Raw genomic sequence first — 26447 nt, 5'->3', positions numbered from 1 at the left:
CGCAGGCTGCGCCCGGACGGGTCGTCCGGGTCAGCCTCGGGCCCCGGCCAGGGCGCCCGCGCCGGTGAGCGCGAGCTCGGCGAAGCGCTCGCCCATGAGGCGATGCGTGGCCGCGTCGGGGTGGAGGTCGTCCGGGAGCGGCAGGGCTGCGGCGTCCGCCTCGCCGTACAGCGCACGACCGTCCAGGTGGTGCAGGTGAGGGTCGTCCGCCGACCGCTCGGCGACGATCCGCGCCAGCTCGTCGCGGATCACGGAGAGCGTGAGCCTCCCCGAGGCGGTGTCCTGCGGGTCGCCGAGCGCCCGGAAGCGCATCCGACCTTCCCCGAGCTCGGCCAGGTCGGGGCCGCTGGGCCCGGGCGTGTGCTCGTGGATGGGGCACAGGATCGGTGAGACGACCACCAGGGGTGTCTCCGGGTGGCCCTCCCGGATGGTGTCGAGGAAGCCGTGCACCGCCGGTGTGAAGGCCCGGAGCCGCATCAGGTCGTGGTTGACCACGTTGATGCCGAGCTTGCAGCTGATCAGGTCGGCCGGCGTGTCCCGCATGACCCGCGCGGTGAACGGATCGAGCAGGGCCCCGCCACCGAGGCCGAGGTTGACCAGGTCCACGCCCGCGATCGAGGCCGCGGTCGCGGGCCAGGTCGTGGTGGGGCTGGCGGCGTCCGAGCCGTGGCTGATCGAGCTGCCGTGGTGCAGCCAGACCCGGCGGCCGCTCGCCGGCGCGGGCGCCACCGGGGCATCGGCGCGCAGCGCGATGAGCTCGGTGGTCTCGTTGTGCGGCAACCAGATCTCGACGACCTTGTCGTGCACGGGAAGGTGCTCGAAGCGCAGGGTGGCGGTCGGGCCGGGCTCGAGCCGGCTGCTGCCGTTGGTCGGGTCTATCACGAGGGTCGCGCCGCCCCCGGCCGTGCGCTGCGCCACGAGCGTGCCGTCGACGGTCAGGTCGTAGATCCCGTCGGGGCGGGGTGGCGCCCCCACGTACGCGCGCCGGGTCGGCAGGGTGTCCAGCTCGATCGCGGACGCCGTCGTGCGCAGTGCCAGGCGTACGCCGGAGGGCTGCGCCGCCGCCAGCGAGAGCTGGGCGTCCCGTGCCTGGGCGCGTGCCCAGCCGGGCAGGCGGTGCGGGAGGAGGCCGGTGTCGGTGCGCTCGACCTCGATCGCACCGCGCAGGAGGTCGGCGGTCAGGGGCATGGTCGTGCAGGTGGAGGTCATGGGAGCTCTCAGGTCGTCGGTCTCAGGTCGTCGGCCAGTGGCGGAGCAGCGCGTCGAGGGCGTCGAGGGCGCGTCGCCACGACTCCTCGCTGCCAGGGGCGCTGTGGTCGAAGCCGCCGCCGAGCTCGAGGTCCACGTAGCCGCGGAAGACGCTGCCCAGCAGTCGAACGGCGTGGGTCTGGTCGGGCTCGTCGAGGTCGTAGCCGCGCAGGACGGCGCGCGTCATCTGCGCGAGCCGGACGCCCGCGCTGGCGGCCGCGGTCTCGTGGTCCAGCCGCAGCTGCGCGGCGGCGTACCGCCCCGGGTGCTCGCGGGCGTAGTCACGGTAGACGTTGCCGAGGGCCGCCAGGGCGTCCTTCCCGGCGCGGCCGGCCAGGGCGTCCGCGGCCCGGTCGGCGAGCTCCTCCAGCGACAGGAGCGCGATCCGTGTCCGCAGGTCCCCGGAGCTCTTCACGTGTGAGTAGAGGCTCGCGACCTTGACGTCGAAGTGGCGCGCGAGGGCCGACACGGTCACCTGGTCGAACCCCACCTCGTCGGCGAGCTCGGCGCCGGCGCGGACCACCCGCTCGCTGCTCAGCCCCGCGCGTGCCACGACCGCACCTCCCCGGGGCTCACAGCCGTCCCACGAACGTGAGCAGGTTGCGCCGAAGCCGCTCGGTGCGCTGCTCGACCGAGAGCGTCTCGTGCACGCGGGTGAGCGAGGGAGCGGGGAGGAGCCCCCGGACGTACCGCGAGCACTCGAGGTCGGCGCAGACGTCGACGCCGACGGAGTTGCCGTCCCGACCGGCCCGGCCGGCACGGGCCGCCACCATCAGGGTCACGCCGGTGCCCGGGTGGGTCGTCACGCACAGCGAGCACATCCGCGACCGGGTGGGGCCTTCACCGCTGGCGTTGCGCCGCAGCGCCACCCCGACCGGGCGCCCGTCGGGCACCGGCACGACCACGTAGGCCTGGAGCGGGGACCGCGGGTCCACCCAACCGAGGAAGTCGAGCTGCTCCCACGGCCTGGTCTCGAGGTCCGGGGGCAGTCGCATCCGGGACACCTCGCCCCGGGTGCAGTTGACGAACGACGCGCGGATGTCGCGCTCCGAGATGCTGTCCACCAGATCATCGTAAGGAGCCGATGGGGATTAGCCAAAAACCTAAGGGCTTTAGTCAACGCCCGGGTCGTCGGTGGATGCCGCGGCAGGCGACCGCCTCCGCCGTGCCTGCCGGCCCGCCCTCGTCCGGGCCGTAGGGATGCGGAGCCGCTCCGTCCCTCGACTGTGATGGGATGGCAGCCGATCGCCGGCGACAGGAGATGCAGTGGCGGACGCCCCGTTCGGCCGCTACTGGGCGGCGGCGACGATCAGCTCGTTCGGCACTGCGGTCACGACGGTGGCGATGCCGGTGCTGGTCATCCAGGAACTGGACGCCTCGTCGATGTCGGTCGGGATCGTCAACGCCGCGCAGTACTTCCCCTACGCGGTTCTCGGACTGGTCGCCGGGGTGTACGTCGATCGGTGGCGGCGCCAGCGCATCCTGGTGTGGAGCAGCCTGGGGCGAGCCGCGACGCTCGGAGCGCTGCCGGTGCTGTGGACCTTCGACGCGTTGGAGGTGTGGACGCTGGTGGTGCTGCTGTTGGCGTTCGGCGCGTTCTCGGTGTTCGCGTTCGCCGCCACGCAGTCACTGCTCCCGCGCTTGGTTCCGCGCGACCGGCTGGTCCCGGCGAACGCCAGGCTCGACCAGAGCGACGCTGCCGCGCAGACGCTCGGTCCGGCGCTCGGTGGCGGCCTGGTCGGTCTGCTCGGTGCGCCTGTCGCCATTGCGGTCGATGCGGTCAGCTATCTCCTCGACGCCGTGCTCAATGCCGGACTCCGGGTTGATGAGTCAACTGCCCGACACCCCGTGCAGCGGCACCTGGTTCGGGAGATCCGCGAGGGGTTGAGCTGGACCTACCGTCACCCCACTCTGGCTCCACTGGCGGTGTCGACCCATGTCTGGTTCGTCGCCAACGCGGCAGGGTTCACGGCACTGACGGTCGTCGTGCTGCGCGTGATGGGCCTGTCGGCGCTGGCCTTCGGGATGCTGGTCGCCGCGAGTGGCCTCGCCAGTCTCGTCGGCGCCACGATCGCGCCGGTCGTGGGACGCCGGCTCGGCACGGGATCTGCGATCTTCGCGACGCGATCGGTCCACCCGCTTGGCTGGATCCTCGTCGCCACGGCGCCGGCTGTTCCCGCTGGCGTGGTGCTGCTCGGCGGGGCGCTGGTGCTCCAGCGCCTTGCCATGGGCGTCGAGAACGCCAACGACACCGGATACTGGCAGACCGTGACCCCCGACAGGTTGCTCGGGCGGGCGAATGCCACGAGACGCTCGGTGAACCGCTCGGCCGGTGCACTCGGCGCGGTCCTCGGCGGGGCGGCTCTGACGGTGTTCGACGAGCGACTGGCCCTGCTCGGCGTCGCCGCCTTGTCCGTGGTGTCGGCGGTCATCGTCGGTCGTTCCCGTGTTCGGGCCGTGCGCATCGCCTGACCCGCAGACCGCGCGACGACCCGCCCTGTCCGTGCACCGGCCCGTCGACGCGCGGTCGTCGCGAGCAACAGGGACACACAGTCAGCCCTGTGCGGTCAGGTGTAGCGGACGCAGCGGCGGGGCGAGGTGAAGCCGTAGAGGACGAGCCCCGCCTCGCCGGCCAGCTGCGCGGCCAGGCTCGTGGGAGCGCCGACCGCCACCAGCGCGCCCACGCCTGCGGCCACCGCCTTCTGGACGAGCTCGAACCCGGCCCGGCCGCTGACGACCAGGCAGGACTCCGCCGGCGCCGCCCCGGTCAGCAGCCGCGCCCCGGTGACCTTGTCGACGGCGTTGTGGCGCCCCACGTCCTCGCGCACCACCAGGGGCGACCCCGACGCCGTGAAGAGTCCGGCGGCGTGGACGCCGCCGGTGCGGGCGAAGACGGTCTGGCGCTCACGCAGCAGCTCCGGGAGGCGGCGTACGACGTCCGGCTCGGGCAGCTCGCCGGACCACGGCTCGGCGCGGGGGACGTCGAGCGCCGAGGAGATGCTGTCCTTCCCGCACACCCCGCAGGCCGACGAGCCGGTCGACAGCGTGCTGTGCCGGTGGCCGGGGTCGGCCGCTGGGGTCGCCTGCAGGGTCACCGTGACCACGTTGAACTCCTGCTCCGGGGCGAGGTCCTCGTCGGTGCAGTACGCCACCTCGCGCAGGTCGCCGGGCCGGACCAGCCCCTCGTGCAGCAGCCAGCCCGCGGCGAGCTCGAAGTCGTGGCCGGGCGTGCGCATCGTGACCCACACCCGGCGCGCCGCCGCGCCCGGCCAGGCCAGCCGGATCTCGAGCGGCTCCTCGGTGGCGAGCCGGTCCTCGTGGCGACGCTCGCCGTCCTCGGTGAGCTCACGCACGCGCGTCCGGACCGTCGGCCCCGGCCGGCGCGGACGCTCGCTCACGGCACTCATCGCCCCGGGTAGGCCCGACGGATGGCCAGCCGGCGCTCGAGCTCGTCGGTGAGGTCCACCGCCCGGCGCTGGATCGACGGGTCGAGTCCCTCCAGGGCGATCAGGGCCCGGGCCTTCTCCACGGTCTCCTCGGTCAGCGAGGTCGTCGGGAAGAAGAACTGGGCGGCCTCGGCGAGCACCCACCCGCTGCGCACGTCGACGGTGCGGGGCAGGTCGGTGAAGTAGCGGTCGACGTACTGCTCGGTGAGGTGCTCCTGGCCGGTGCGCCACATGCCGGTGCCCGCGGCCTCGAGCTCGTAGTTCGGGACGTCGACCTCGCCGGTGAAGCGCGCCCAGGCCCAGGCCTTGGCGTCGGCGTCCGGCAGCGAGGCCGTCGCCCGGGTGTGCTCGACCCGCGAGCGCGCGGTCGGCTCGGCCTCGAGCGCGGCGTCCAGCTCGGCCCGGTCGGTCTCGCCGAGCACGGCGAGCTGGACCAGGACCCGCCACCGCAGGTCGAGGTCGAGCTCGATCCCGTCGGGAAGGGTGCGGCCGGCGAGCCAGGCCCGCAGCTGCCCGGAGTCCGTGGCGCTGCTGACGGCAGCCTGGAAGGCGGAGAGCTGCAGCGTGGATCCCGCGGGGGAGGTCGCGACCTTGGCCAGCGCCGCCGCGTTGATGCGGCGCAGCGCGTCCTGCGGGTCGGCGGCCAGGGAGACCACCTTGGTGAGGGCCCACGGCATCGTGTAGAAGACGGCGTCGTCGCTGTCCTCCACGGGCAGGCCCAGCTCGAGGAGGTCCAGCACGTCGGCCGGGTCGATCGCGGCGTTGTGGAAGGCGCTGCGCACGTTGTTCCAGATCCCAGCGCGCAGCCGGGTGTCGTCGGTGGCCGGGAGCAGCGTCTTGAGGGCGGCCACGGTCGTGGCGTCCGGCTGGACCAGCGCCCAGGTGTCCTCGTAGGGGTCGAGCACGACCGCGGCACCGGCCGGCACGTCGTACGCCGTCTCGTCGCCGGTCACGCTGAGCGAGGCGATGTCCCACGTGCTGTCGCGCCGGGCGTCGCCGGGCTGGGCGGTGGCGACGCGGAACGTGTGCGGGCGGTCGGCCGGGTGGCCGGCCGGGGGAGTGCGGCGGACGACGCCGGCCTCGCGGTCGAGGACGATCGTGTCCGGCCCTGCGGTGCGCAGCCAGCCGCTCGTGAACGCGCCCAGGTCACCGGCGCCGGCGGCCTCCCAGCTGGCGAACAGGTCGTGCATGGTGGCGTTGCCGAAACGGTGTCGGGTGAAGTGGTCGATCGCGCCGGCGAAGAACACCTCGTCGCCGAGCGTGGCGTTGAGCTGCTTGAGGATGCTCGAGCCCTTGGCGTAGGAGATGCCGTCGAAGTCCTGCAGCGCGGCACTCGCGTCGGCGGCGCCGTTGCCGGCGACGGGGTGGGTGCTCGGCCGCTGGTCGGCGACCAGGCCCCACTGGCGACGGGCGTAGGCGTTGTGGGTCCAGGCGTCGTCGTACTCCGTGACGTCGGCGGTGACCCGGTTGCCCATGTACTCCGCGAAGGACTCGTTGAGCCAGAGGTCGTCCCACCACTTCGGGGTGACGATGTTGCCGAACCACTGGTGGGCCATCTCGTGCGCGACGGTCGTGGCGCGCTGGATGCGGACACCGCGGGTCACCCGGGAGGAGAAGATCAACGGGTCCCGGAAGGTCACGCAGCCGGGGTTCTCCATGGCGCCGGCGTTGAACTCCGGCACGAACGCCTGGTGGTAGTCGCCGAACGGGTAGCGGATGCCGAAGAGCCGGTGGAACTCGTCGAAGCACTGCTTGGTCATCGTGAACAGCTCGTCGGCGTCGGCCTCGAGGTCCTTGGCGATGCTCGCCCTGACGGAGAGGCCGAGCGGGATGCCGTCGTGCTCGTCGCGGATCAGGTGGTAGGGGCCGGCGACCAGGGTGACGAAGTACGTCGACAGCGGCTGGGTCTGCTCGAGCTCCCACGTCCCGGGCTCGACCTGGTTGCCGGGGGCGTTGCCGATGACGACCCAGTCGGTCGGCGCGGTGACGTGGAAGGTGTAGGGAGCCTTCAGGTCGGGCTGGTCGAAGCAGGCGAACACGCTGGGCGCCGCGTCCATGAACGACATGCCGTAGACGTAGTGCCTGCCGTCCGCGGGGTCGACGCTGCGGTGCAGGCCCTCGCCGTCGTTGCGGAAGCGCATCACCGCGTCGACCACGAGCTCGTTCTCGCCCGCGACGGTCTCGAGGGGGAGCCGACCCCGCGTGAGGAGATCGACGTCGAGCGCCGTCCCGTTGAACCGGATCTCGTTGACGCGCAGCGGCTTGAGGTCGACGAAGGTCCGGCCGCCCTGCGAGGTGAAGCGGATCGTCGTGACCGAGCCGAACGTCTCCTCCTCGGACGCGAGGTCCAGGCGGACGTCGTACGAGTCGACGGCGAGCAGGTCGAAGCGGGCACGGGCCTCGGTGTGCTGGAGGCTCTGGAACGGGCTCTGGCTGGCAGTCACGCGGCACACCCTATGCCCGGGTGGCGAACGGCCGTCGAGACCGGCGGGGACCGTCCTGAGGAAAAGGCAACCTTGCCGGCGCCCTGCGCGTCATAGTGGTCACTGGGGGCGTCAGTCACGCCCAGTTTCGGGATATCGAGGGAGTGGCTAGATGAAGCCAGTCGTTGTCAACCGCCGGGGCCGTGCCCTGGCATCACTCACCGCCACGCTGGGCCTGGCGTTGGCCGGCACGGCGATCGGCACCGGCCCGGCCGGCTCCGCCGCGCCCGCCGGCGACTGCGCGACGCCCGCGCCGGTCTCGGGGGTCGCCCAGGGCGACCTGGTCCACGGTCTGACCGTCAGCTCGGGCACGACGCCGGAGCCCTTCTCCGGCACGGTCCTGGGTGTGCTGGACGACGGCATCGCGCCGGACGTCGACATGCTGATGGTCCGGCTCTCGTCGGACGAGATCAACCGGGTGGGTGGCATCTGGCAGGGCATGTCCGGCTCGCCGGTCTACGACGCCGACGGCGACCTCCTCGGTGCGGTGGCCTACGGGCTGTCCTGGGGCCCCTCGCCGGTCGCCGGCGTGACGCCGTTCGAGGACATGGACGACTACCTGGCAGCGGCGCCGGCCGCCAAGCGCGTCGCGGTCGACTCCGCCACCGCGCGGATGATCGCGCGCAGCACCGACGTGACCCGGGCGCAGGCCGCGGACGGCTTCAGCCAGCTCCCGATGCCCATGGGCGTCTCCGGCGTCAGCGACCGCCACCTCGCCAAGGCGGAGAAGCGCGTCACGAAGCACGAGTGGCTCCCGCGGAGCACCTACCGGATGGGCCGGGCCGCGGCGGTCGGCGCCCCGACCGCGGCCGGACCGGACACCGTGGTGGCCGGCGGCAACCTCGCCGCCTCGCTGTCCTACGGCGACGTCACCCAGGCCGGGGTCGGCACCGCCACCTCGGTCTGCGACGGCCGGGTCGTCGGCTTCGGTCACCCCATGGCGTTCCTCGGCACGACCAGCATGTCGTTGCACCCCGCCGACGCGATCTACGTGCAGGAGGACTCCCTGGGCGCGCCGTTCAAGGTCGCCAACCTCGGGGCGCCCGCGGGCACGATCTCCGACGACCACCTCACCGGCATCACGGGTGCGCTCGGGTCGCTGCCGGCGACCTCCGACGTGTCGTCCTCGGTGTCGTACCACGCCCGGTCGCGCGACGGTGCCAGCCACGTGACCGTGCCGCAGGCGATGGCCAGCACGGTGTTCTACCAGCTCGTCGCCAACCACGACCGGGTCGTGGACGGCATCATCCCGGGGTCCGAGCTGCTCTCGTGGCAGATCACCGGGCACGACCGGGACGGCTCGGCGTTCGACCTGTCGGTCACCGACCGGTTCGTGTCGAACTACGACATCACCTTCGACTCGGCGTTCGAGCTGGCCGACTTCGTCTACTCCCTCAGCACGCTCCCGGGGGTGACCATCGACGACGTGACCATGGACTCCGAGGTCGTCGACGACAACTCCACGTGGCAGGTCGCCCGGCTCGAGCAGAAGGTCGGCGGCAGCTGGGTCAAGGTCGGCAAGGGTTCGCCCGTCGTCGCCGAGGCCGGCTCCACGCCGAGGCTGCGGGCCGTGCTGAAGAGCGACTCCGACACCCGGACCGTGCCCGTGCAGGTCAAGCTGCCCGCCAAGGCCGCCGGCTCGCAGGGACGCCTCCAGGTGATCGGTGGCAACGACGTGTGGTCGCGGCACGCCTACCCGCGCTCGGTCGCCGAGGCCGAGAAGTACGCCGACACGCTGGTCCGCAACGACCAGGTCCAGGTCGAGCTCTTCATCTTCTCCGAGAAGCGTGGCACCAGCCGCTCCGCGACGACCGACCCGCTGGACAAGGTGGTCACCGGCGAGTCCCACGTCAAGGTGATCGTCAGGTGACGTCCTGACGCATCCGCAGCAGATGGCAACGGGCCGGGAGCGCACGCTCCCGGCCCGTTGCCGTTGCCGGATCCGGGACGTTGGGCCCTCGCGCCGAAGGGTGTGGGCGCAGCAGGCTGCAACCAGCCGGACACGGGGGATGCCCATGAGGAGCGCGCCACGCCTGGCGCCCCGCGAGGGACGCCATGGCACCAGGGGCACTGCGGTGGCGTGGCGTGCCTGGGCGGCGGGTTGGGGCGGTGCCCTCGCCGCGGCCTTCCTCAACGCGACGCTTCGCGCGGGCTACGGGACGCTCGTGGGAGACCTGACGGCCGACCAGATCGCGTGCGTCGTGCTGCTCGTGCTGATCCTTCCCTGGACCGTCCGGGTGGAGCGCCGGCATCCGTTGGAGAGCACGCGCGACGCCGTGACCGTCGGCGCCGCCTGGGCGGGCGCCACCGTCTGTTTCGAGTTCACCTTCGGACACTGGGTCAACCACGACAGCTGGTCCGAGCTCGTCGAGGCCTACGACGTCATGAGCGGTCGCTGGTGGACCTTGGACGTCGTGGGGATCGCCCTCGCCCCGGCGGCGGCACGTGCGTGGAACCGCCGAGCCCGACGCCAGAGCTAGAGGCGGACCAGCATCTTCCCGGTGTTGCCGCCCCGCAGCAGGTCGAGGAAGGCGTCCACGGCGTGGTCGAGGCCGTCGACGACGGTCTCGCGGGCGGTCAGGCGGCCCTCGGCGACCCAGGCACCGGCCCGCTCGTAGAACTCCCCGGCCGCCTCGGCGTGGTCGGAGACGATGAAGCCGCGCATCGTGAGCCGCTTGCTGACGAACATCATCATGTTCCGCGGACCCGGCGCGGGCTCGGTGTCGTTGTACTGCGCGATCGCGCCGCAGGCCGCGACCCGGCCGAAGTCGTTCAGCTGCGAGATGGCGGCCTCGAGGTGGTCGCCGCCGACGTTGTCGAAGTAGACGTCGAACGGGCCGTGCTCGCGCAGCTGCCGGGCGATGGGCGCGTCCTTGTAGTTGACGGCCGCGTCGAAGCCGAGCTCGCCGGTGAGCCAGTCGACCTTGTCCTGCGAGCCGGCCGAGCCGACGACCTTCGAGGCGCCCAGCAGGCGCGCCAGCTGGCCCGCGAGGGAGCCGACCGCGCCGGCCGCGCCGGAGACGAGCACGGAGTCACCCTCGCGGAGCTGGGCGATCCGGGTGAGCCCGACGTACGCCGTCAGGCCGGGCATGCCGAGCACGCCGAGGTAGGCCGACGCGGGGACCCGGTCGACGTCCACCACGCGCACGGCGCGGGCCGGCAGCAGCGCGTGCTCGCGCCAACCGGCCTGGTGCAGGACCGTCGCGCCCACCGGCACGCTCTCCTCGCCGGACGCGACGACCTCGCCGACGGCGCCACCGTCGAGGGCCGCGCCGATCTGGAAGGGCGGCACGTAGGACTTCACGTCGTTCATCCGGCCCCGCATGTAGGGATCGACCGACATGAAGGTGTTGCGGACGAGGACCTCGCCGGGCCCCGGGGCCGGCAGCTCCACGTCGACAAGCCGGAAGTTCTCGTCGGTGGGCCAGCCGGACGGGCGGGAGGCGAGCTGGATCTCACGGGTCTTCGTAGCCATGTCCTCGATGGTGCCAGCGCCCGCTGCGGGGCCGGGTCGGGGTGCTCGCAGTGGTGGGCGAGATCACCCCGTCGGGAAGTTCGAGCGACACCGCCGTCGCAGTAGGATGTAAGAGCCGAACAGGCGCACTTACTTATTACACAAACGTTGGCCCCGGACGGGCCGTGAAGGGGATGAGCGCACCATGAGCACGCCGCTGCAGCTGGCCTACGGGATCGTCACGGGACGGGCCCACACGGACCGGGATGCCGCACTCCTGCGCGACATGGAGCTCGCCCGCAAGAGCGAGCGGGGGATGCGTCGTACCGGTCGTCGACGCGGTCACTGACCGCTCGACCCGAACGACACGAGACCCCCGGAGCCCACAGGCTCCGGGGGTCTCGCGTCGCGTGGGGGAGATCAGGCCTGGATGCCCAGGGCGAACTCCACCTTGCCGGCCGGGTCGACCGCTGCGTCGAGGATCTTGTCGTCGAGCAGCGCCGCGGCGGACTGGTCGAGGTAGACGGTGGCACCGTCCTGCTCGACGGTCTGGTCGCCGGGCTCCGGGGCCTCGGCCGCGCTGACCGCGAATGTCGGCTCGGGCGCGTCCTCGGAGGTGATGCGCAGCCCCGCTGTCTCGGCGAGGCCGGGCTGGCTGGTGATGTCCTTGACGATGGTGCTGGCGTTCTCGGTGAGGGTGAGCATGACTCGCCTTCCGATTGGCGTGCAGGTCCCGTCCACCCTGACCCCGTGCCGGTGCGCGACGCAAGCCCGGGGCGCGGCCCGGGCGTGTTCGTCGGACTGTCAGACGATCCTGCCGCTCAACGGCGCGCGATGTCGTCGGGCCGGTCGGGCCGGGTGACCGACACGACGCGGGGTGGCAGCCCCCACTCGTCCCGGCCTAGCCGGGAGACGGGCCGCAGGTGCTCCATGGCCGGGTGCCCGTCGACGAGGGCCTCCTCGAGCACCGTGATGGCCACGACGTCACCCAGCACCAGGGTCGAGTCGCCGAGCTCGAGGGTCGAGTGGAGCGTGCACTCCAGCGAGGCGGGGGAGTCGGCGACCCGCGGCGGCGCCACGAGCTCGCTCGCCTCCCGGGCGATCCCCAGGGCGGCCGCCTCGTCGACGCCGGGGTCGAACCGGGCGCTGCTGTCGTTGACCAGTGCCATCAGCGGCTCGGTGGCCAGGTTGACCACGAACTCGCCGGTGGCGACCACGTTGGCCAGCGTGTCCTTGTCGCCCACGGAGGTGAAGGAGACGATCGGCGGCCGGGCGCACGCCACGTTGAAGAACGAGTGCGGGGCCAGGTTGCCGACGCCGTCGGCGTCCACCGTCGAGATCCAGGCGATCGGGCGGGGGACGACCAGGGCGGTGAGCAGCTTGTAGGGATTGACCTCGGGGTCATCACAACGGAACACGGTGCGCATGCGCCGACGGTACGACGTGCCCGCGAACCGGCTCGCCCGGGTCTGGCAGGCTGGAGACATGACCGACCAGACCCCCGATCCCACGTTGCGCCGGATCGACCTGACCAAGATCGGCGAGGGTCGCTACAAGGCGACCAACAGACGCGGGGGAGTGCTCCCGATCGGGTCCGGTGACGATCCCGACTTCACCCCCGTCGAGCTGCTGCTGGCGGCGCTGGCCGGCTGCGGGGCCATCGACCTCGACCTGGTCACCGGCAAGCGGGCTGCCGCGGAGACGTTCGACGCGACGGCCGTCGGCCACAAGGTGCGCGACGAGAACGGCACCCACCTGGTCGACCTGACCGTCAGCTTCGACGTGACCTTCCCGGAGGGGGAGGCCGGCGACCGGGCCCGCGAGGTGGTGCCCCGCACCCTCCTGCAGATCCGTGACCGGCTGTGCACCGTCGGCCGCACCGTGGCCCTCGGGGAGCCGGTCGAGTACGTCGAGGGGTAGCCCGCGCGTCGGGGCGCGGTCCCGCACCGACCCGCAACGGCTCAGCAGCAGCCGGGCTCGGGCCCCTGCCCGGCGGAGATGCGGGTGAGGGTCGCGCCGGGGGGCGCCGCGTCCGGGTGCTCGTAGTCCCACTGGCCCGACAGTCGCCAGGTCGCGACGCCGTCGAAGATCCCGTCCCACGGGGTGTCGTGGACCGCGAGGGTGTTCCCCTCGCCGCCGCCGACGGTCGTGGACGGGTAGGCCGCGTGCAGCTTCCGCCACGGGTCCCCGAGCCGGATCCCGGTGCCCGCGAGGGTCGCGTCGGGTGTCGCGGGGTCGGTCCTGGTGCCGTCGCCCCAGCGGTTGACCGTGGCCAGCTCCCAGCCGCGGAGCGCGAGGTCCTCCTCGGTGTCGCCCCCGAAGACCAGGCAGAGTGCCTGCCAGCAGCTGACGGACAGCACGGGGTGGTCCCAGGCCGGCGAGAGCGGGTCGCCGGCGTCCTCGAACCACGTGTCCTGCCCGGCCTGACGGTGGTAGCGCTGCGGGCCCACGATGACGTCCGGACTCCCGAACCGCTCGCTCACGCCGGCGACCACGTCGTCGACGTCGCTCCCGAAGTCGAACGACCCGGCCGCCGACCCCGACAGCTCGAGGCGTCGGGTGCCGGACGGGTCCGGGGTCGGGCTGCCGGACGTGGTGACGGCCGCGTTGCTGGCCGTGTTGCTGGCCGTCGTGCCGGCGTCGCCGGCGGGGCGCCCGGACGACGAGTCGCCGCAACCCGCGACGAGCAGGAGCGAGGCCAGGACGGCGGTGACTGCGATGTGCCCGTGCTTGCGCATGGCGACTCCTCTGGATGGGACGGCCGGGTGCCGTTGCCCCAGAGGACGCGGCCGGACGCGGTTTGGTTGCAGCGCCGGGCGGTCAGGCGCCGGTCACTCGGCGGTGACCGAGTCGATCGTCACCTTCTCCTTGGGAGCGCCGTCGGGTCCGCCGTCGACGGTGCCCTTGTCGGCGATGTCCTTCACGACCTGCAGCGAGGCGTCGTCGATCGTGCCGAACACGGTGTAGTCAGGGTCCAGCGGGCTGTCGCCGTACACGATGAAGAACTGCGAGCCGTTGGTGTCGGCGCCCGCGTTGGCCATGGCCAGGGTGCCTGGCCCGTAGGTCTCCTTGCCGGAGAGCTCGTCCGGGAACGAGTAGCCGGGCGTGCCCGCACCCGTCGCGGTCGGGTCACCGCACTGCAGGACGTAGATGCCCTGGGTGGTGAGCCGGTGGCAGCTGGTGTTGTCGAAGTACCCCTGGTCGGCCAGCGACACGAACGAGTTGACCGTGCACGGCGTCGTGTCCGCGTCGAGGGTCGCCTCGATGTCGCCCGCACTGGTCTTGATCGTCACGCCCTCGTCACCGCTGACCGCCGCGTGGTCGGGAGGCAGGTCGACGTCCTTGGCGGGCTGCTGGCCGTCGGACTTGTAGGTGCACGCCTTCCCGGTGGCCTCCCGCGTCGGAGCGCTGCTCTCGTCCTGCGAGGAGTCGTCCGAGCAGCCGGCGAGGGCCAGCACGGCCGTGAGGGCGGCCAGGGCGGTGAGGGGTCGCATGAGCATGGGGTCGATGGTAGGGGGACGGGTCAGGAGTTCAGGCCCCGGGCGGCGACCGGCCAGGGGCGCAGCTCACCGGACTCCTCGGCGTACACCGTGCCCACCAGGTTGACCGCGTTGCACACGTGGTTGGGCACCACGTCGACCTCGCTGCCGAGCGGGGGGAGGGACGCTCCGGCGAGGTCCACGACCGCGTGGTGCTCCGACAGCAGCACGACCCGGGCGTCGGGGTGGTCGGGCAGCCGGCCGAACCCCGAGGCGTACGCCGGCCGGTCGGCGCCGAGCACCTTGCTGCCCGCGTCGAGCACGAGCCGGCCGCCGGCGTGGCTCACCACCGTCGCGCGGCAGGTCAGCGCGATGGCCTCCGGCGGCATGGCGCCGAGCTCCCACTGCTGGGCGTCGCCGAAGACGTAGACCCCCGGCCGCAGCTCGGTGAGCGTCTCCGTGTCGGAGTACGCCAGGCTCGGCGTGGAGCCGCCGCTGACGACCTGCGGCTCGATCCCCGCGGCACGCAGCGCATCGGCGGCCTCGCGCAGGGCGGTGGCCTCGTCCGCCGCGGCGCGGGCCAGGGCCCCGGGCGCGTAGCTGTGGCCGGGGAAGGTGAAGACGCCACGCACCTGCAGCCCGGTACGAGCGGCCGCCGCAGCCACCCGCCCGGCGTCCCGGGGGAGGACTCCGCTGCGGTGGTGACCGCAGTCGACCTCCACCAGGGCCTCGACCACGGAGGCACCGAGGAGCCGACCGGCATTGGCCGCGCCCTCGACCGAGTCCACGCCGATGGCGACCCGGGCGTCACCGGTGAGGTCCGCGAGCCGGCCGGCGGAGCCCGCGTCGAGCCACAGCGGGTAGGCCACGAACACGTCGTCCACCCCGTGCCGGACGAACGTCTCGGCCTCGCCGACGGTCGCCACCGAGATCCCGACCGCTCCCGCGGTCAGCTGCAGGCGGGCGATCTCGACGCACTTGTGGGTCTTGACGTGGGGGCGGAGCGCGACTCCGGCGCCCTGCGCGAGGTCCGCGGCCGCGGCGACGTTGCGGCGCAGCCGGGCCAGGTCGACGCGGAGGTACGGCGTCGCGGGCATCACTGCTCCTCGTGGGTGTCGGGGTCACCCCCGAAGAGGCGCCCGTCGGCCCGTCCGAGTGCCGTGATCGCCGCGACCTCCGCGTCGTCGAGCTCGAAGCCGAACACGTCGAGGTTCTCCCGCTGCCGCGCGGAGGTCGCCGACTTCGGGATGGGGATCGAGCCGAGCTGGACCTGCCAGCGCAGGATCACCTGCCCCGGCGAGACACCGTGCCGCTCCGCGGCCGCCGCCACCGGGGGCTCGGTGAACGGGGCCTGGCGCTTGCCGAGCGGGCTCCACGACTCCGTGCGGATGCCGAGCCGCTCGTGGACCGCGCGCATCTGCTCCTGCGGGAAGTAGGGGTGCAGCTCCACCTGGTTGACCGAGGGGGTGACCCCGGTGTCCTCGATGATGCGGGCGAGGTGCGCCTCGGTGAAGTTCGAGACCCCGATCGAGCGGACCAGCCCCTCCTTGCGCAGGTCGACCAGCGCCCGCCAGGCCTCCGGGTAGCGACCCACGCTCGGGTTCGGCCAGTGGATGAGGCCGAGGTCGAGGTGGTCGAGCCCCAGCCGCTCCAGGGACCCGCGCACGCTGGCGACCGCGTCGTCGTACGCGTGGTCGCGCCCCGGGATCTTGCTGGCGACCAGGATCTCCTCGCGGGGCAGGCCGGAGCGGCGGATGGCCTCGCCGACCTCGCGCTCGTTCTCGTAGTTGACCGCGGTGTCGAGGAGCCGGTAGCCGTTCTCCAGCGCCGTCGTGATGGCGGCGGTGCCGTCCTCGCCCTTGAGCGGGTAGGTGCCGAAGCCGATCGCGGGGAGCGTGCTGCCGTCGTTCAGGGTGTACGTCGGGATGCCCATGGGGCCAACGTAGCGGCCGGCCCACCGGTGGGGGACCGGGCGGTCAGGCGGTGACGATGGTGCCGTTGCCCTGCCACCACCGGGCGGCCTGGCTCAGGGGGTGCTCACGGTCGCCCGCGATGACGTCCAGCAGGCGGTGGCCGGTCATCCCGGCGTAGTAGAGCGCCCGCCGGTCGACCGGCTCCGGGGTGGTGAGCAGGCCCGCGAGCGTCCGGTGGGGGACGGGGGCGTCGGCGTGCGCGAGTGCCACCAGGGCCGGAGCCACCAGGTCCGGGACGCCGGTGTCGAGCAGGCCGGTGGCGTAGCGGGTCGACTCGGCGTGCCCGAGGCCCATCAGCAGCCGCGCGCACGCCTCCCGGACCACGGCGTCCTCGTGATCGTGCGTGGTCGCGGCGAGCCGGGTGGCGAGGTCGGCGCGGACCGGGGAGGCCATCAGCAGCAGCATCGAGGTCCAGTTGCGGGTGTTGCGGTGGTCGAAGAGCCCCTCGAAGAGCAGGCGCGCCAGCAGGGGCTGGGGGCGCAGGTCCGCGGCGTCGCAGACCTCGTCCGCCAGCGCCGCGCAGAAGGCCAGCTCCTGGTCGTGCCGGTCGACGTCCCAGGGGCGTGGGGTGGGGACCGGTGCCATGCGACGAGCCAGCCGCGGGGCGATGTCGGCCCGCAGCGCTGCCGGCAGGCTGCCCCACAGCACCGAGAGCTGGAGCTGCCGGGTCGGGTCGTCGAGGTGCTCGTTGACGGCCGACACGAAGGGCTCGACCAACCGGCTCCAGGCGCGCGCAGGCACCCCACCCACGGTCGCGAACGTCTGGAGCCCGAGCGCCGCCCCGCGCGAGCGGACCGGGTCGTCGCTGGTGAGGTAGCCGGCGAGCAGCGTCAGGCAGGCGGCGTCGGCGCGCTCGGCCACCGCCGTGAGGCAGTCGGCGACGACCTGGGTGCCCGGCTCGTCGACGTACCGGCGGATCGCGTCCAGCACCATGGTGGCGTACTGGCTGCAGCGCAGCAGCGCGAGCGCTTCGTACCTCGTGACGTACGCCGTGAAGACCGACCTCCCGAGCTCGCTGACCAGCCGGTCGAGCATCGGGCGAAGCATCCTGGTGGGCAGGCCCGGGCTCACGGCCACCGCGGCCTCGGCGAAGTGGAGCCAGTCCATGCCGGTGGTCGTGCGCGCTCCGAGCACGCGCTCGGTGACCCGGTCGAGCCCGGCCAGGTCGACGTGGGTGGGCGCGGTGCGCGGGCGGTCGCGGCTGTAGGTGCGGCGGATCACGTCGACCGCACCCCGCAGCGTGCCCGGCTCCCGACCGAGGACCGCTTCGTACGCCTCGAGCACCCCGACGCCGGGGGACACCCGACCGGTCTCCCAACCCGAGACCGAGGGCGCCGACGCCGGGATGCCGTGGGCCTTGAGCCGTTGAGCCATCTCGGTCACCGAGACCCTGGTGCCGTCGATCCCTGCAGCCCGGCTGACGCGCAGCAGCCAGGCGACGCGCACGCGCACGTCGACGTCCCTGGAGTCCAGGGGCGTGGGATCGTCGAGGACGTCCGGCGTCCTGGCCATCCACGCACCTCCCCCGTGTCCCTGCGTGTCCTGCACCTTCCCCGACCAGCCGGGAGGTCACACCCTAGGGCCGGGAGCGGCGTCAGGAACCCTGTTTTGCCCCTTGGGTGCCGGAGTCGTCCGGCGTCGCGGTGTGGTGGGGCGCCCCGTGGGTGCGGCGGTCCTCCTTCATCTCGGCCTCGAACAGGTGCCTGCGCCCGCCCACCAGCTCGTCGCGGGCCGCCTTCTCCAGCGACCGGAACGTCGCGTAGTAGGTGTCGTCGTACTCCTCGACGAGCTGGAAGCTCCAGCGCCCGTGGACGATGTTGCGCCCGACGAGGTCGCGGTCGATCCGGTCGGCGAGGTCGTTGTGGCCCGCCTCGCGCAGCTGGTCCACCGCCTCGCCGAGGGTCAGGTCCGCCGTCCCGCACAGGCGGTGGAAGCCGTAGAGGTGGCCGCGCGCGTGCTCGACCACCTCCAGCGCTTCGGAGAGCTTGCCGAGCGCCTCCACGGTGGCGTCGGAGACACCGTCGGGGCGGCGGTGCTCCGGCAGGGGGCGGTCGGTGTCGGGTCGGCTGTCGGTCATCGGTCCTCCAGGGCGGCGATCAGGCCGGTCGGGTCGGCGACGGTGAAGGTGGCGCCGGGGTGGCGGATCAGGCCGGTCGGGTCGATGGCCCGGACCGGACGGTGGAAGCGCACGCAGGCGGCGCGCTCGCCGTTGGTGGCGAACGACACTCCGCGGTCGGCGAAGGAGAGGTGTGCCGGACCGGCGGTCTTGAGGAAGCGGAAGCCGCCGGTCAGGGTGGCGCCGGCGACGTTGCTGCGCGGCGTGCGCGGGCGCCAGGGTCCGAAGCGGGCGCGGAGCTCGGTGTCGTCGACCTCGACCCAGGCGGTCGCGGGCACGATGCCGAACAGCAACGCGGGCGCCCGGTAGGCCGGGTCGAACCTGAACGAGAACCGCTCCATCCGCGCAGGCTAGCCGTGGGTGGCAAGGGTGCGGGTCCTCCCCGCGGGTGAGCAGGTCCCCCCGACGGCTCTGGGGTGGCCTGCCTACGGTGGGCGGCATGAGCCACGAGAATCTCGAAGCCGTCCAGGCCGTCGTCGACCGCGTGTCGTCCTACCAGGAGAGCGCCCCCGAGGGCACCGTGGAGAAGGAGCTGAGGGAGGGCTTGGGCGAGGTGGGCGTCACGCTCGACGACGCGGACGTCACCCGGCTCGTCGAGGCGATCGAGTCCGACGGCGGCGCCGTCGACGCGGGGGCCGTGCTCAGCTGAGCCGGGACCGGGCCCGCCCCGCGGGCCGGGCCGTCGGTGCGGCAGGCTTGCGGGCGTGCAGCCCGTCCTGACCCGCGTCTGGGACGCGGTCGTGGGGACCCAGCCGAGCCCGGAGCTGCCGGTCGTGGTCGCGACCGCGCTCGTCGCGCTCTGCCTGGTGGCGCTGCCGGCGGCATGGCGGCTGGCGCGGCACGTGGTGACCATCGCCCACGAGGGCTCGCACGGCGTCGCGGCGCTGCTCAGCGGGCGCCGGCTGGCCGGGATCCGGCTGCACTCCGACACCTCGGGGCTCACCCTGTCGCGGGGGAGGCGCACCGGTCCCGGCATGGTGGCCACCGCCTTCGCCGGGTACGTCGGCCCCGGACTTCTCGGTCTGGGGGCGGCCCTCCTGCTCCGCGAGCGGCACGCCCTCGCGGTGCTGTGGCTGGCGGTGCTGCTCCTCGGGCTCCTGCTCCTGCAGATCCGCAACTTCTACGGGCTGTACGCCGTGCTCGTGGCCGGCCTCGCCGTCCTGGCCGTGTCGTGGTGGGGGAGCGAGCCGCTGCAGACCGCGGCTGCCTACACCGGCACGTGGTTCCTCCTGCTCGCGGCGCCCCGGCCGGTGCTGGAGCTGCAGCAGCAGCGACGGCGGGGCCGGGCCCGGGACTCCGACGCCGACCTGCTGGCCCGGCTCACGCCCCTGCCGGGGCTGGCCTGGGTGGGGGTGTTCCTGCTGGTCACCGGGGCCACGCTGGTCATCGGCGCAGGCTGGCTGCTGGCCCCGCTGCGGAACGGGTGACCGCTCGGCTCAGGAGAAGCCGCCCATCCCACGGGCGAAGGCGGCGAGCGAGGCGTCCGAGCTGTCGATCTGCCAGTCCGTCTCCTTGTCGAAGTCGAACCAGGTGACGCCGCGGATCTCGGGGTGGGCGGCCAGGGTCGACCACATGTCGGCGATCCAGGCGGCCTTGTCGCCGCCGACCTCGGGCGAGGCGGTCTCGGCGATGTAGACGGGCTTCGACGTGAGGGCTGCGAGCTGGGCCAGGCCCGGGCCGAACACGTCGGCGAAGGACTGCCAGGTCGACCAGGGCTGCAGCGTCGACCAGTTGTAGCCGTCCAGGCCGACCCGGGTGACGTACGCGTCCCCGGGGTAGAGCCGGGAGAGGGGGGTGGAGCCGTCGTATGGCACGTTCGGGGCCCAGCTCCAGGTGACGTTGCCGACCCGGTTGGCCTTGAACACGCCCACGACGTGGCGCCACGCGGCCACGAAGTCACCGGGGCCGTTGCCGTTGACCCCCTCGGCCCACGGGTACCAGTTGCCGTTCATCTCGTGGGCGAGACGGATGACCACGGGCTTGCCGTAGCTCCGGATCTGGCGAGCCCAGCGTGAGACGTAACCGTCGAGGGCGCCACTGGCGATCCGGTCGAGCGTGTAGGCGGGTTGGGTGGTCCCGGCCGCGGGGTCCCACGGCTCCCACGTGACCTCGGGCACCGCGCCCGTCGCCGCGATCCGTGCGGCGCCGGTCGCGTCGAAGCCCGGCGTCGTCGCCCACGCGGCGTACCACGTCACCTGCGCGGGAGCGCGGCCCAGCTTCGTGGTCAGGTCCGCGAGGGCGCCGAGGTCGGTGGGGGGCGCCCGGCACGGCCACCCCGACGATGCGGGCCGGGGGAGGGGCGGACCGGGGGCGCCCGGTGCGGGCGGCGTCGGCCGGCCCCGGGAGGCAGACCGCGGCCAGCGCCAGGCCCCCGACCAGCGCGACGACGGCGCGGGCGTGGAACGAGGGTCGTCGCACGGTGCCCTCCTGCGGGCCGGGGGTCGGTGCTCCAGCATGCAACGACATCGGGGACGGCGTGGCCGGTTCACGAGAGGCCGCTCTCGGTGATGGACTTCGGCAGGGACTGTCCCTGACTTGAGGAACGACAGTGCCCTCTGCCCGACAGGCCGCCGACGAGCCGCAGGACGTCGTCGACACCCGGACCTCGTTCGACGCCTTCGCGACCGAGTACACCGAGCACGTCCGGCACGAGCTGGACCTCTTCGCACTCGGGAGGGCACCGCTCGCGCACTTCGCCGAGCTGGTGTCCGCCGGCGGCGGGGGACCGGTGCTCGAGGTGGGCTGCGGTCCCGGGCGCATCACGGCCCACCTGCGTGGCCTCGGGCTCGACGTCTCCGGGCTCGACCTGTCGCCGGCGATGGTCGGGATCGCGCGCCGGGAGCATTCGGGGCTCCGGTTCGAGGTCGGCACGATGGCGGCGCTCAGGGCTTCGTCCTCGCCCGCCGCCCCCGGTCCTGACGGCCGGTTCAGAACGCGCCGGCGCCGTCAACCACGAGCAGCAGGCCGAAGGCCGCGAAGGCGGCGGCCGCGGCGTACTTGATCACCCGCTCCGGCAGGTGCCTGCCGAGCAGGGCGCCGACGGCGATGGCCAGCGCGTCCGCCAGCACCATGCCGAGGGTGCTGCCCAGCCAGGTCCCGAACCAGCCTTCCTGCGTGGCGAGGGTGATGGTGGCCAGCATGGTCTTGTCGCCGAGCTCGGCGAGGAAGAACGCGACGCCCACCGCGACGAGGGCGGCGCCGCTGCTGCGGCGGGCCTTGTCGGCCTCGTCGTCGGTGAGCTCGTCGCCCCGCAGGGTCCAGGCGGCGAAGGCCAGGAAGGCCACCCCGGCGGCGATCGAGATCGCGTCCTGGTGGTCGGCGAACCGGTCGCCGACGAACGCGCCGATGCCGACCGACGCCAGGTGGACGACGGCCGTGGCGACCGTGATGCCGAGCAGCACGTAGCGGGCCCGGTAGCGCGCGGCGAAGGTCATCGCCATCAGCTGGCTCTCGTCACCGAGCTCGGCGACGAAGATGACGGCGGTGCTGAGGAGGAAGGCGTACATCGGGTGTGTCTCCATCTCGGCCCGGCCGAAGGAGACCCGGTGTCCGGACGCGCCTTCGACCAGGCGCGTTCCGTTGGTGGGTCGCGTTTCTGGTCGAAAGTCTCGTCCGCCGCCTTGACCGGCGGCCTGTCGCACCGGACCCGCGAGGGATCAGTGTGTCGATGCGACCGTTGGGGACTACTCCCTTTCGCGGGCAAGGGTAACGAGCCGGCAGCCGAGCCGACGGAGCGGTGCCGCAAACCCGGGTGCGCACGCCGGCCCGGGGCCCTAGGGTCGCTCGCGATGGCGATGCACGAGAACGAGGTCGTGGCCACGGTCGAGCAGGTCGAGACGCTGGTCTCGTCGCAGTTCCCGCACTGGAAGGACCTTCCGGTCCGCCCCCTCCCGATAGGCGGCACCGACCACGCGCTGTTCCGGCTCGGTGACGAGCTGGTGGCCCGCATGCCGCGCGTCGACTGGGCGGTCGACCAGGCCGAGAACGACGGGCGCTGGCTGCCCTACCTCGCCCCGCACCTCCCGTTGCCGGTTCCGGTGCCGGTGGCTCTGGGGGAGCCGGGCGCGGGGTTCCCGCACCCGTGGTCGGTGGTTCCCTGGCTGCCGGGCGAGACCCCCACCCCGGAGAACCTGGAGCTGGAGCAGGCGGCGGTCGACCTGGCCGGGTTCGTGCGAGCCCTCCGTGCGGTGCCGCCTGGTGGCGGGCCGCCCAAGACCGGGACCTCGCGCGGGACGCCGCTCGCGGGGCTCGACGGGTACGTCCGCGAGTCCGTCGTCGCGCTCGGCGACCGGGTGGACGCGGCGGGCGTCACCCGGGTGTGGGAGGACGCTCTCGACGCGGCGGCGTACGACGGCCCGCCGACGTGGATGCACGGCGACCTGCTCGCTGGCAACCTGCTCTGCGGCAACCGGAGGCTGTCGGGCGTGATCGACTTCGGAGGCCTCGGGCTGGGCGACCCGGCGCCTGACGTGACACCCGCCTGGATCCTCTTCGAGGGGAGGTCGCGCGAGGCGTACCGCCGCGAGCTGGGTTGCGGCGACGACGAGTGGCGGCGCGGCCGCGGCTGGGCGCTCGCGCCCGCGTTGGGCGGGCTTGTCCTACTACCGGGACACCTTCCCGCTCTTCTGCGACCGGGCCCGGCTCACCATCGCCGCGGTGCTGCAGGAGTTCCGGGGCTGAGGGCTCTCATTCGTCCTCGGCGGCGAGCAGCTGCTCGCGCAGGATGTCGGCGTGCCCGCAGTGCTGGGCGAGCTCGCGCAGCATGTGGAGGTAGACCCAGCGCAGCGTGATGGGACCGCGGCGGTTGCCGTGCACCAGGTCGTCGAGGTCCAGGGCTGCCGCGGCCACACGCGACGCCTCGCACGCCTCGCGATGGGCCTGCTGGACCGAGGCGATCGTGTCCGCATCCTCGAGGACGAACGACTCGTCCGGCGTGGCCGGGATGCCGATCTCGTCGCGCGAGCGGCACGTGACCGCCTCGTCGAACCAGACCTTCTCCACGAACGTCGCGTGCTTGACCAGGCCGAGCAGCGTCGTCCGGGACGCCACCAGCGAGCGGCGGGCCTGCTCCTCGGTCAGTCCGTCGAGGCACGCGCGGATGTCGGCGCGGTGCTCGTCGAGGAAGACGTCGAGCTGCTGTCGGATCGGCTCGTTCAGGACGTCCATCGTGGAGCGCATGCGCGGAAGACTAGGGGAGTGGAGTCGGCGGTGTCAGACGGCCGCGCGGACCAGCCGGCGTTCGAGACTGCCCCCCAGGTCCTGACGTCCGTCGTGCGCTGCCACCCGGACCTCTCGGGCACCTCGATGGCGCGGGCGATCTCGGCGATCACCCAGCGATCCGATCGCCTCGTTTATGTACCATTGCAGGTACGTACCCGTTGGGGTACATTGCCTGTCATGGACGCAGTGCTCCAGGCGTTGGCCGACCCGAGTCGCCGCACGGTTCTCGAGATCCTGCGGGACCACCCGGCGACCGCGGGGGAGCTGGCCGACGCGCTGCCGATCGCACGGCCCGGCGTGTCCCGCCACCTGAGGGTGCTCCGGGAGGCCGGGCTCGTCGACGTGCGGCAGGAGGCGCAGCGGCGGATCTACAGCCTGCGTCCGGAGGCGCTCGTCGAGGTGGACGAGTGGCTGGAGAGGTATCGCGCGTTGTGGCAGAACCGGCTCGACGCACTCCACACGGAGATCACACGAGGGAAGAAGGCACGGGGATGAGGATCATCGGGACGATGCGGGCGCTCGACGAGACCCGCGGGGCGGTGCGGGTCGAGGACGTGTACGACACGGACGTCGAGGACCTGTGGCAGGCGTGCACCACTCCGGAGCGGCTCGCGCGCTGGATCGCCGAGGTGTCGGGCGACCTGCGCGAGGGTGGCACGGTCCATGTCGTGTTCACCAGCACCTGGAGCGGCCCGGTGAGGATCGACGTCTGCGAGGCCCCGCACCACCTGTTGCTCACGACGGAGGACGCCGACACGGGCGAGGAGTCGCAGATCGAGGCCTGGCTCACCGCCGAGGGGAAGCGGTCCCGGCTGGTGGTCGAGGAGCGCGGACTGCCGGTCGGCTCGCTGCCCTTCTACGGCGCCGGCTGGCAGGTGCACCTCGAGGATCTCGGCCGATCGCTCGCCAGCGACGGCCCGGCACATGACGACCGCTGGTCGGAGCAGGTCCCGGCCACCGAGTGGCGGGCGCGCTGGAACGAGCTCACGCCGCAGTACCAGGACGTGGCGGTCGACTGACGGTCGATGCGGTCACGCACCCGCATTGGTGGTCCGGGAGTCCCGGGGGACCGGGGGACCGGGGGACTGCTCACCCAGATGCGGCTCTCCCCGCGAGGCGCCCCCGACACGGGGGACAGCCTGCGTGTTGTCGGAACGCTTCGGCTTCCTCCACGAAGACGAAGCGGCCTGCTGGGTCACCGCCGGGCTCGACGTCCTCTGGGGCATTCAGGTGGATGCATGCCAGAGAACCGTGATGAGCGACCGGAATGCGCTGGCCTGGGTGTCCACTGCGTCCGGTCCCATGCTGGCGAAGTGGTGCGTCTCGGAGGAGCGCTTTCCTCGGCTCGCGGCACTGGCGCGCCTCACGTCCTGGCTCGACGACCGAGGTCTCCCGGTCCCGGCGCCAGTTGCTGCGCTGGACGGTCGAGTTCAGGTCGAAGGCGATGGTGCTTCGCTGTCCGTCCAGCGGGTGGTGACGGGGGAGCACCTCGACACGACCGACTTCGAGCACGTCCGTGAGGCTGGGGCGGTCCTCGCCCGGCTGCACATCGCGCTGGCGCAGTATCCCCACGCCGACCAGATGACAGAACTACTGTCGTCGCCCGCCCCGCTTGCGAGTCAGGTGACCTGGTGGCTCGATCATGCGCCCGACCACGTACCCGCGGCCGTGATCGAGCGGCTTCGGCGGCTGGTCGCCCATGCTCCCGCCGTCGCGAGGCCCAGCCAGCTGGTCCACGGCGACTTCCGATCCGCGAATGTGCTGTGCACCGGCTCCGACGTGGCCGCAGTGATCGACTTCGAGGAGGCGCGACGGGATCAGCCGATCGCGGAGCTGGCGCGTTCGGCGGTGTTGCTCGGCACCCGATTCCATGACTGGGGACCGGTTTCGTTCGAGGTGCACAGAGCGTTCCTCGACGGCTACCGAGAGGTGCGTGAGCTGACGTGGGCCGAGGCGAAGTGGTGGCTGGTCCTGCTGCTGTGGTACTCGGTCCTGATGATCCCGGCCGGCGAGGATCCGACCGGTTGGGAACCCGCAGCAGTGAGGTTGCTGCACGACATCGAACAGGGGGCATGACGGTCGCCGCCGCTGCGCCGGGTGGTCATCCGGCACCCTCATCAGGCGGCCGGGGGACGGGTCTGTTGCTCACACGGGTGTGATTCCGCGGCCGGACGTTCCGGACGCGTGTTGACATAATGTCAGTTATCGGCGATATACCACCAGGGGGTTCACACGCGCGGGGCGGGCACTTCCGGCGTCGGTCGTGACGCGGGTGCGCTGAGAATCGCTCTGACAGAACTCGTGGCACGCGCCAGCACGTGCTTGCGCTCCCGATGTTCGGGCGCGAGATGTTCGCGCGCCAGCGGTCCCGGGCCGAGGTGGTCCTGACTTTTGAGGATTTCTGGCTCGGTCGCCCACAAGCGCCGACATGACGGGAAGGATCGCAGGAGAACGACAAGTGTGGCGCGGCTTCCGGCGGAGTCGGCCCACGCCGGTTCGCCGATCGACGTTCGCCGCCTCCTGGCCGCACCACCCGGATCCGCCACGGAGGGCGACATGAACAAGCTAGCGACCACAGCAGCAGCCGCCACGATCATGCTGACCGGGCTCACGGGAGCCTCGACGTCGTCGGGCGCCGCTGGACCCGCGGCCCCGGCGCCGAACCGCAGCCAGCACGTGCTGCGTCTGCTCAGTGAGCAGATCGAGTCCCACCGCCTGAGCGACAACCATCCCGCTGGAGTGGACCGGCTGCGGTCCCTCGCCACCCACAGGATCGTCGGCTACGAGAGCTTCTCCGGCGTGTTCGAGCCGAAGACCGACCGGCTGCGGTTCTGGCTGGCCGCCGCGCTGAAGGGCGGGCTGATCGAGAGCTACTTCGACCTCGACACCACGACCGGCTCGAACAGGTTCAGCGGACGCATCATCCACGGCACCGGCAGGTATCGCGGCATCCAGGGCACCATCCGCGTGCGGAACAGCGAGAGCGGTCGCACCGTCTACGTCCTGCGGTACACGCTCTGACGCACGC

Annotated in this window: 31 protein-coding genes; 13 read left to right on the top strand and 18 right to left on the bottom strand. The window is 72.7% G+C overall.

Annotated elements, in window-relative coordinates:
- Nucleotides 1-30: 30 nt before the first annotated feature.
- Genes ACFO9I_RS11690 through ACFO9I_RS11680 form a run of 3 tightly spaced genes read right to left on the bottom strand, consistent with a single transcriptional unit; the run spans nt 31 to nt 2312 of the window.
- On the bottom strand, nt 31-1209 hold the full coding sequence (locus tag ACFO9I_RS11690) for a GDSL-type esterase/lipase family protein (protein ID WP_379180955.1): 1179 nt from the start codon (nt 1207-1209) through the stop codon (nt 31-33).
- 22 nt (nt 1210-1231) lie between these two features.
- Nucleotides 1232-1801 (bottom strand): TetR/AcrR family transcriptional regulator, encoded by a 570-nt coding sequence (locus tag ACFO9I_RS11685; protein WP_379180953.1) that lies wholly within the window; start codon nt 1799-1801, stop codon nt 1232-1234.
- Nucleotides 1802-1820: 19 nt separating this feature from the next.
- Nucleotides 1821-2312 carry an FBP domain-containing protein gene (locus ACFO9I_RS11680; RefSeq protein ID WP_379180951.1) on the bottom strand — a complete coding sequence of 164 codons (492 nt, stop codon included), beginning with the start codon at nt 2310-2312 and terminating at the stop codon, nt 1821-1823.
- 202 nt (nt 2313-2514) lie between these two features.
- Here ACFO9I_RS11680 and ACFO9I_RS11675 point away from each other — a divergent pair, with 202 nt between their 5' ends.
- Nucleotides 2515-3720: an MFS transporter gene (locus ACFO9I_RS11675; RefSeq protein ID WP_379180949.1), complete on the top strand. Its 1206-nt coding sequence runs from the start codon at nt 2515-2517 to the stop codon at nt 3718-3720.
- A 95-nt stretch (nt 3721-3815) separates the two neighbouring features.
- Here ACFO9I_RS11675 and ACFO9I_RS11670 read toward each other — a convergent pair whose 3' ends face one another.
- Together ACFO9I_RS11670 and pepN are read right to left on the bottom strand one after the other, a co-directional pair.
- On the bottom strand, nt 3816-4601 hold the full coding sequence (locus tag ACFO9I_RS11670) for a formate dehydrogenase accessory sulfurtransferase FdhD (protein WP_379180947.1): 786 nt from the start codon (nt 4599-4601) through the stop codon (nt 3816-3818).
- A gap of 50 nt (nt 4602-4651) precedes the next feature.
- Nucleotides 4652-7138 carry an aminopeptidase N gene (pepN, locus tag ACFO9I_RS11665; protein WP_379180945.1) on the bottom strand — a complete coding sequence of 829 codons (2487 nt, stop codon included), beginning with the start codon at nt 7136-7138 and terminating at the stop codon, nt 4652-4654.
- Between the two features lie 151 nt (nt 7139-7289).
- On the opposite strand from pepN, the gene ACFO9I_RS11660 reads away from it, so the two are divergent.
- Together ACFO9I_RS11660 and ACFO9I_RS11655 are read left to right on the top strand one after the other, a co-directional pair.
- Entirely contained in the window at nt 7290-9047 is a 1758-nt protein-coding gene (locus tag ACFO9I_RS11660) for a hypothetical protein (RefSeq protein WP_379180943.1), read from the top strand.
- A gap of 205 nt (nt 9048-9252) precedes the next feature.
- Nucleotides 9253-9657, top strand: a complete 405-nt coding sequence (locus tag ACFO9I_RS11655) for a hypothetical protein (protein ID WP_379180941.1) — start codon at nt 9253-9255, stop codon at nt 9655-9657.
- Here ACFO9I_RS11655 and ACFO9I_RS11650 read toward each other — a convergent pair.
- Nucleotides 9654-10652: an NADP-dependent oxidoreductase gene (locus tag ACFO9I_RS11650; protein WP_379180939.1), complete on the bottom strand. Its 999-nt coding sequence runs from the start codon at nt 10650-10652 to the stop codon at nt 9654-9656. The two genes, ACFO9I_RS11655 and ACFO9I_RS11650, sit on opposite strands and share 4 nt — an antisense overlap.
- A 184-nt stretch (nt 10653-10836) precedes the next feature.
- Here ACFO9I_RS11650 and ACFO9I_RS11645 point away from each other — a divergent pair, with 184 nt between their 5' ends.
- On the top strand, nt 10837-10980 hold the full coding sequence (locus ACFO9I_RS11645; protein WP_379180937.1) for a hypothetical protein: 144 nt from the start codon (nt 10837-10839) through the stop codon (nt 10978-10980).
- A gap of 71 nt (nt 10981-11051) precedes the next feature.
- On the opposite strand, the gene ACFO9I_RS11640 is transcribed toward ACFO9I_RS11645, so the two are convergent.
- The gene (locus tag ACFO9I_RS11640) at nt 11052-11336 is read right to left on the bottom strand and encodes a Fe-S cluster assembly protein HesB (protein ID WP_379180935.1); all 285 of its coding nucleotides are present in this window, start codon (nt 11334-11336) and stop codon (nt 11052-11054) included.
- Between the two features lie 116 nt (nt 11337-11452).
- On the bottom strand, nt 11453-12058 hold the full coding sequence (locus ACFO9I_RS11635) for a flavin reductase family protein (RefSeq protein ID WP_379180933.1): 606 nt from the start codon (nt 12056-12058) through the stop codon (nt 11453-11455).
- A 58-nt stretch (nt 12059-12116) separates the two neighbouring features.
- Between ACFO9I_RS11635 and ACFO9I_RS11630 the strand changes: the two genes are divergently transcribed.
- Complete coding sequence (locus ACFO9I_RS11630; RefSeq protein WP_379180931.1) at nt 12117-12551, top strand: OsmC family protein; 435 nt, start codon at nt 12117-12119, stop codon at nt 12549-12551.
- Nucleotides 12552-12592: 41 nt separating this feature from the next.
- Here ACFO9I_RS11630 and ACFO9I_RS11625 read toward each other — a convergent pair whose 3' ends face one another.
- The 7 genes from ACFO9I_RS11625 to ACFO9I_RS11595 form a co-directional block, all read right to left on the bottom strand.
- Nucleotides 12593-13369, bottom strand: coding sequence for a hypothetical protein (locus ACFO9I_RS11625; RefSeq protein WP_379180929.1), 777 nt, complete (start codon nt 13367-13369; stop codon nt 12593-12595).
- Nucleotides 13370-13462: 93 nt separating this feature from the next.
- Nucleotides 13463-14131, bottom strand: a complete 669-nt coding sequence (locus ACFO9I_RS11620) for a peptidylprolyl isomerase (protein ID WP_379180927.1) — start codon at nt 14129-14131, stop codon at nt 13463-13465.
- Nucleotides 14132-14154: 23 nt separating this feature from the next.
- Complete coding sequence (locus tag ACFO9I_RS11615) at nt 14155-15207, bottom strand: alanine racemase (protein ID WP_379180925.1); 1053 nt, start codon at nt 15205-15207, stop codon at nt 14155-14157.
- On the bottom strand, nt 15207-16043 hold the full coding sequence (locus ACFO9I_RS11610) for an aldo/keto reductase (protein WP_379180923.1): 837 nt from the start codon (nt 16041-16043) through the stop codon (nt 15207-15209). Before ACFO9I_RS11610 ends, ACFO9I_RS11615 begins: the two co-directional genes overlap by 1 nt.
- A gap of 43 nt (nt 16044-16086) precedes the next feature.
- Nucleotides 16087-17595, bottom strand: coding sequence for a helix-turn-helix domain-containing protein (locus ACFO9I_RS11605; protein ID WP_379180921.1), 1509 nt, complete (start codon nt 17593-17595; stop codon nt 16087-16089).
- Nucleotides 17596-17677: 82 nt separating this feature from the next.
- Nucleotides 17678-18160 carry a hypothetical protein gene (locus ACFO9I_RS11600; RefSeq protein ID WP_379180919.1) on the bottom strand — a complete coding sequence of 161 codons (483 nt, stop codon included), beginning with the start codon at nt 18158-18160 and terminating at the stop codon, nt 17678-17680.
- Nucleotides 18157-18540: a hypothetical protein gene (locus ACFO9I_RS11595; RefSeq protein WP_379180918.1), complete on the bottom strand. Its 384-nt coding sequence runs from the start codon at nt 18538-18540 to the stop codon at nt 18157-18159. The genes ACFO9I_RS11600 and ACFO9I_RS11595 overlap by 4 nt, the downstream gene beginning before the upstream one ends.
- Nucleotides 18541-18638: 98 nt before the next feature.
- Here ACFO9I_RS11595 and ACFO9I_RS11590 point away from each other — a divergent pair, with 98 nt between their 5' ends.
- Nucleotides 18639-18848 (top strand): hypothetical protein, encoded by a 210-nt coding sequence (locus ACFO9I_RS11590; protein WP_379180916.1) that lies wholly within the window; start codon nt 18639-18641, stop codon nt 18846-18848.
- Between the two features lie 55 nt (nt 18849-18903).
- Nucleotides 18904-19626: a M50 family metallopeptidase gene (locus tag ACFO9I_RS11585; protein WP_379180914.1), complete on the top strand. Its 723-nt coding sequence runs from the start codon at nt 18904-18906 to the stop codon at nt 19624-19626.
- A gap of 9 nt (nt 19627-19635) precedes the next feature.
- Here the strand turns inward: ACFO9I_RS11585 and ACFO9I_RS11580 are convergent, their stop codons facing one another.
- Nucleotides 19636-20394 carry a glycoside hydrolase family 26 protein gene (locus ACFO9I_RS11580; RefSeq protein ID WP_379180912.1) on the bottom strand — a complete coding sequence of 253 codons (759 nt, stop codon included), beginning with the start codon at nt 20392-20394 and terminating at the stop codon, nt 19636-19638.
- Nucleotides 20395-20747: 353 nt separating this feature from the next.
- On the opposite strand from ACFO9I_RS11580, the gene ACFO9I_RS11575 reads away from it, so the two are divergent.
- Nucleotides 20748-21200, top strand: a complete 453-nt coding sequence (locus ACFO9I_RS11575; RefSeq protein ID WP_379180910.1) for a class I SAM-dependent DNA methyltransferase — start codon at nt 20748-20750, stop codon at nt 21198-21200.
- Here the strand turns inward: ACFO9I_RS11575 and ACFO9I_RS11570 are convergent.
- A complete protein-coding gene (locus ACFO9I_RS11570) occupies nt 21127-21705 on the bottom strand; it encodes a TMEM165/GDT1 family protein (protein WP_379180908.1) in 579 nt (192 codons plus the stop codon). The two genes, ACFO9I_RS11575 and ACFO9I_RS11570, sit on opposite strands and share 74 nt — an antisense overlap.
- A gap of 282 nt (nt 21706-21987) precedes the next feature.
- Between ACFO9I_RS11570 and ACFO9I_RS11565 the strand changes: the two genes are divergently transcribed.
- Entirely contained in the window at nt 21988-22989 is a 1002-nt protein-coding gene (locus ACFO9I_RS11565; protein WP_379180906.1) for an aminoglycoside phosphotransferase family protein, read from the top strand.
- On the opposite strand, the gene ACFO9I_RS11560 is transcribed toward ACFO9I_RS11565, so the two are convergent.
- Complete coding sequence (locus tag ACFO9I_RS11560) at nt 22886-23377, bottom strand: DinB family protein (protein WP_379180904.1); 492 nt, start codon at nt 23375-23377, stop codon at nt 22886-22888. The two genes, ACFO9I_RS11565 and ACFO9I_RS11560, sit on opposite strands and share 104 nt — an antisense overlap.
- 219 nt (nt 23378-23596) lie before the next feature.
- Here ACFO9I_RS11560 and ACFO9I_RS11555 point away from each other — a divergent pair, with 219 nt between their 5' ends.
- The 4 genes from ACFO9I_RS11555 (at nt 23597) to ACFO9I_RS11540 (ending at nt 26440) form a co-directional block, all read left to right on the top strand.
- Nucleotides 23597-23914 (top strand): ArsR/SmtB family transcription factor, encoded by a 318-nt coding sequence (locus ACFO9I_RS11555; protein WP_379180902.1) that lies wholly within the window; start codon nt 23597-23599, stop codon nt 23912-23914.
- Nucleotides 23911-24438, top strand: a complete 528-nt coding sequence (locus ACFO9I_RS11550; RefSeq protein ID WP_379180900.1) for an SRPBCC family protein — start codon at nt 23911-23913, stop codon at nt 24436-24438. The genes ACFO9I_RS11555 and ACFO9I_RS11550 overlap by 4 nt, the downstream gene beginning before the upstream one ends.
- Nucleotides 24439-24562: 124 nt before the next feature.
- Entirely contained in the window at nt 24563-25495 is a 933-nt protein-coding gene (locus ACFO9I_RS11545) for a phosphotransferase (RefSeq protein ID WP_379180898.1), read from the top strand.
- A gap of 480 nt (nt 25496-25975) precedes the next feature.
- Nucleotides 25976-26440, top strand: a complete 465-nt coding sequence (locus ACFO9I_RS11540) for a hypothetical protein (RefSeq protein WP_379180897.1) — start codon at nt 25976-25978, stop codon at nt 26438-26440.
- Nucleotides 26441-26447 lie beyond the last annotated feature (7 nt).

The sequence above is a fragment of the Nocardioides sp. GCM10023255 genome (assembly GCF_042653125.1).
Taxonomy (GTDB): domain Bacteria; phylum Actinomycetota; class Actinomycetes; order Propionibacteriales; family Nocardioidaceae; genus Nocardioides.
Note: the sequence above shows the minus strand (reverse complement) of the source record. Positions and strands in the feature narration are given on the sequence as shown.

Bases quoted from the DNA above. Each gene is read 5' to 3' on its own strand.
- ACFO9I_RS11570 (WP_379180908.1), bottom strand. From the start codon at position 21,705: ATGTACGCCTTCCTCCTCAGCACCGCCGTCATCTTCGTCGCCGAGCTC.
- ACFO9I_RS11635 (WP_379180933.1), bottom strand. From the start codon at position 12,058: ATGCGCACCGTGTTCCGTTGTGATGACCCCGAGGTCAATCCCTACAAG.
- ACFO9I_RS11540 (WP_379180897.1), top strand. From the start codon at position 25,976: ATGAACAAGCTAGCGACCACAGCAGCAGCCGCCACGATCATGCTGACC.
- ACFO9I_RS11640 (WP_379180935.1), bottom strand. From the start codon at position 11,336: ATGCTCACCCTCACCGAGAACGCCAGCACCATCGTCAAGGACATCACC.
- ACFO9I_RS11625 (WP_379180929.1), bottom strand. From the start codon at position 13,369: ATGCGCAAGCACGGGCACATCGCAGTCACCGCCGTCCTGGCCTCGCTC.
- ACFO9I_RS11595 (WP_379180918.1), bottom strand. From the start codon at position 18,540: ATGGAGCGGTTCTCGTTCAGGTTCGACCCGGCCTACCGGGCGCCCGCG.
- ACFO9I_RS11605 (WP_379180921.1), bottom strand. From the start codon at position 17,595: ATGGCCAGGACGCCGGACGTCCTCGACGATCCCACGCCCCTGGACTCC.
- ACFO9I_RS11690 (WP_379180955.1), bottom strand. From the start codon at position 1,209: ATGACCTCCACCTGCACGACCATGCCCCTGACCGCCGACCTCCTGCGC.
- ACFO9I_RS11600 (WP_379180919.1), bottom strand. From the start codon at position 18,160: ATGACCGACAGCCGACCCGACACCGACCGCCCCCTGCCGGAGCACCGC.
- ACFO9I_RS11590 (WP_379180916.1), top strand. From the start codon at position 18,639: ATGAGCCACGAGAATCTCGAAGCCGTCCAGGCCGTCGTCGACCGCGTG.
- ACFO9I_RS11620 (WP_379180927.1), bottom strand. From the start codon at position 14,131: ATGCTCATGCGACCCCTCACCGCCCTGGCCGCCCTCACGGCCGTGCTG.
- ACFO9I_RS11550 (WP_379180900.1), top strand. From the start codon at position 23,911: ATGAGGATCATCGGGACGATGCGGGCGCTCGACGAGACCCGCGGGGCG.
- ACFO9I_RS11565 (WP_379180906.1), top strand. From the start codon at position 21,988: ATGGCGATGCACGAGAACGAGGTCGTGGCCACGGTCGAGCAGGTCGAG.
- ACFO9I_RS11660 (WP_379180943.1), top strand. From the start codon at position 7,290: ATGAAGCCAGTCGTTGTCAACCGCCGGGGCCGTGCCCTGGCATCACTC.
- ACFO9I_RS11560 (WP_379180904.1), bottom strand. From the start codon at position 23,377: ATGCGCTCCACGATGGACGTCCTGAACGAGCCGATCCGACAGCAGCTC.
- ACFO9I_RS11610 (WP_379180923.1), bottom strand. From the start codon at position 16,043: ATGGGCATCCCGACGTACACCCTGAACGACGGCAGCACGCTCCCCGCG.
- ACFO9I_RS11650 (WP_379180939.1), bottom strand. From the start codon at position 10,652: ATGGCTACGAAGACCCGTGAGATCCAGCTCGCCTCCCGCCCGTCCGGC.
- ACFO9I_RS11630 (WP_379180931.1), top strand. From the start codon at position 12,117: ATGACCGACCAGACCCCCGATCCCACGTTGCGCCGGATCGACCTGACC.
- ACFO9I_RS11555 (WP_379180902.1), top strand. From the start codon at position 23,597: ATGGACGCAGTGCTCCAGGCGTTGGCCGACCCGAGTCGCCGCACGGTT.
- ACFO9I_RS11615 (WP_379180925.1), bottom strand. From the start codon at position 15,207: ATGCCCGCGACGCCGTACCTCCGCGTCGACCTGGCCCGGCTGCGCCGC.
- ACFO9I_RS11645 (WP_379180937.1), top strand. From the start codon at position 10,837: ATGAGCACGCCGCTGCAGCTGGCCTACGGGATCGTCACGGGACGGGCC.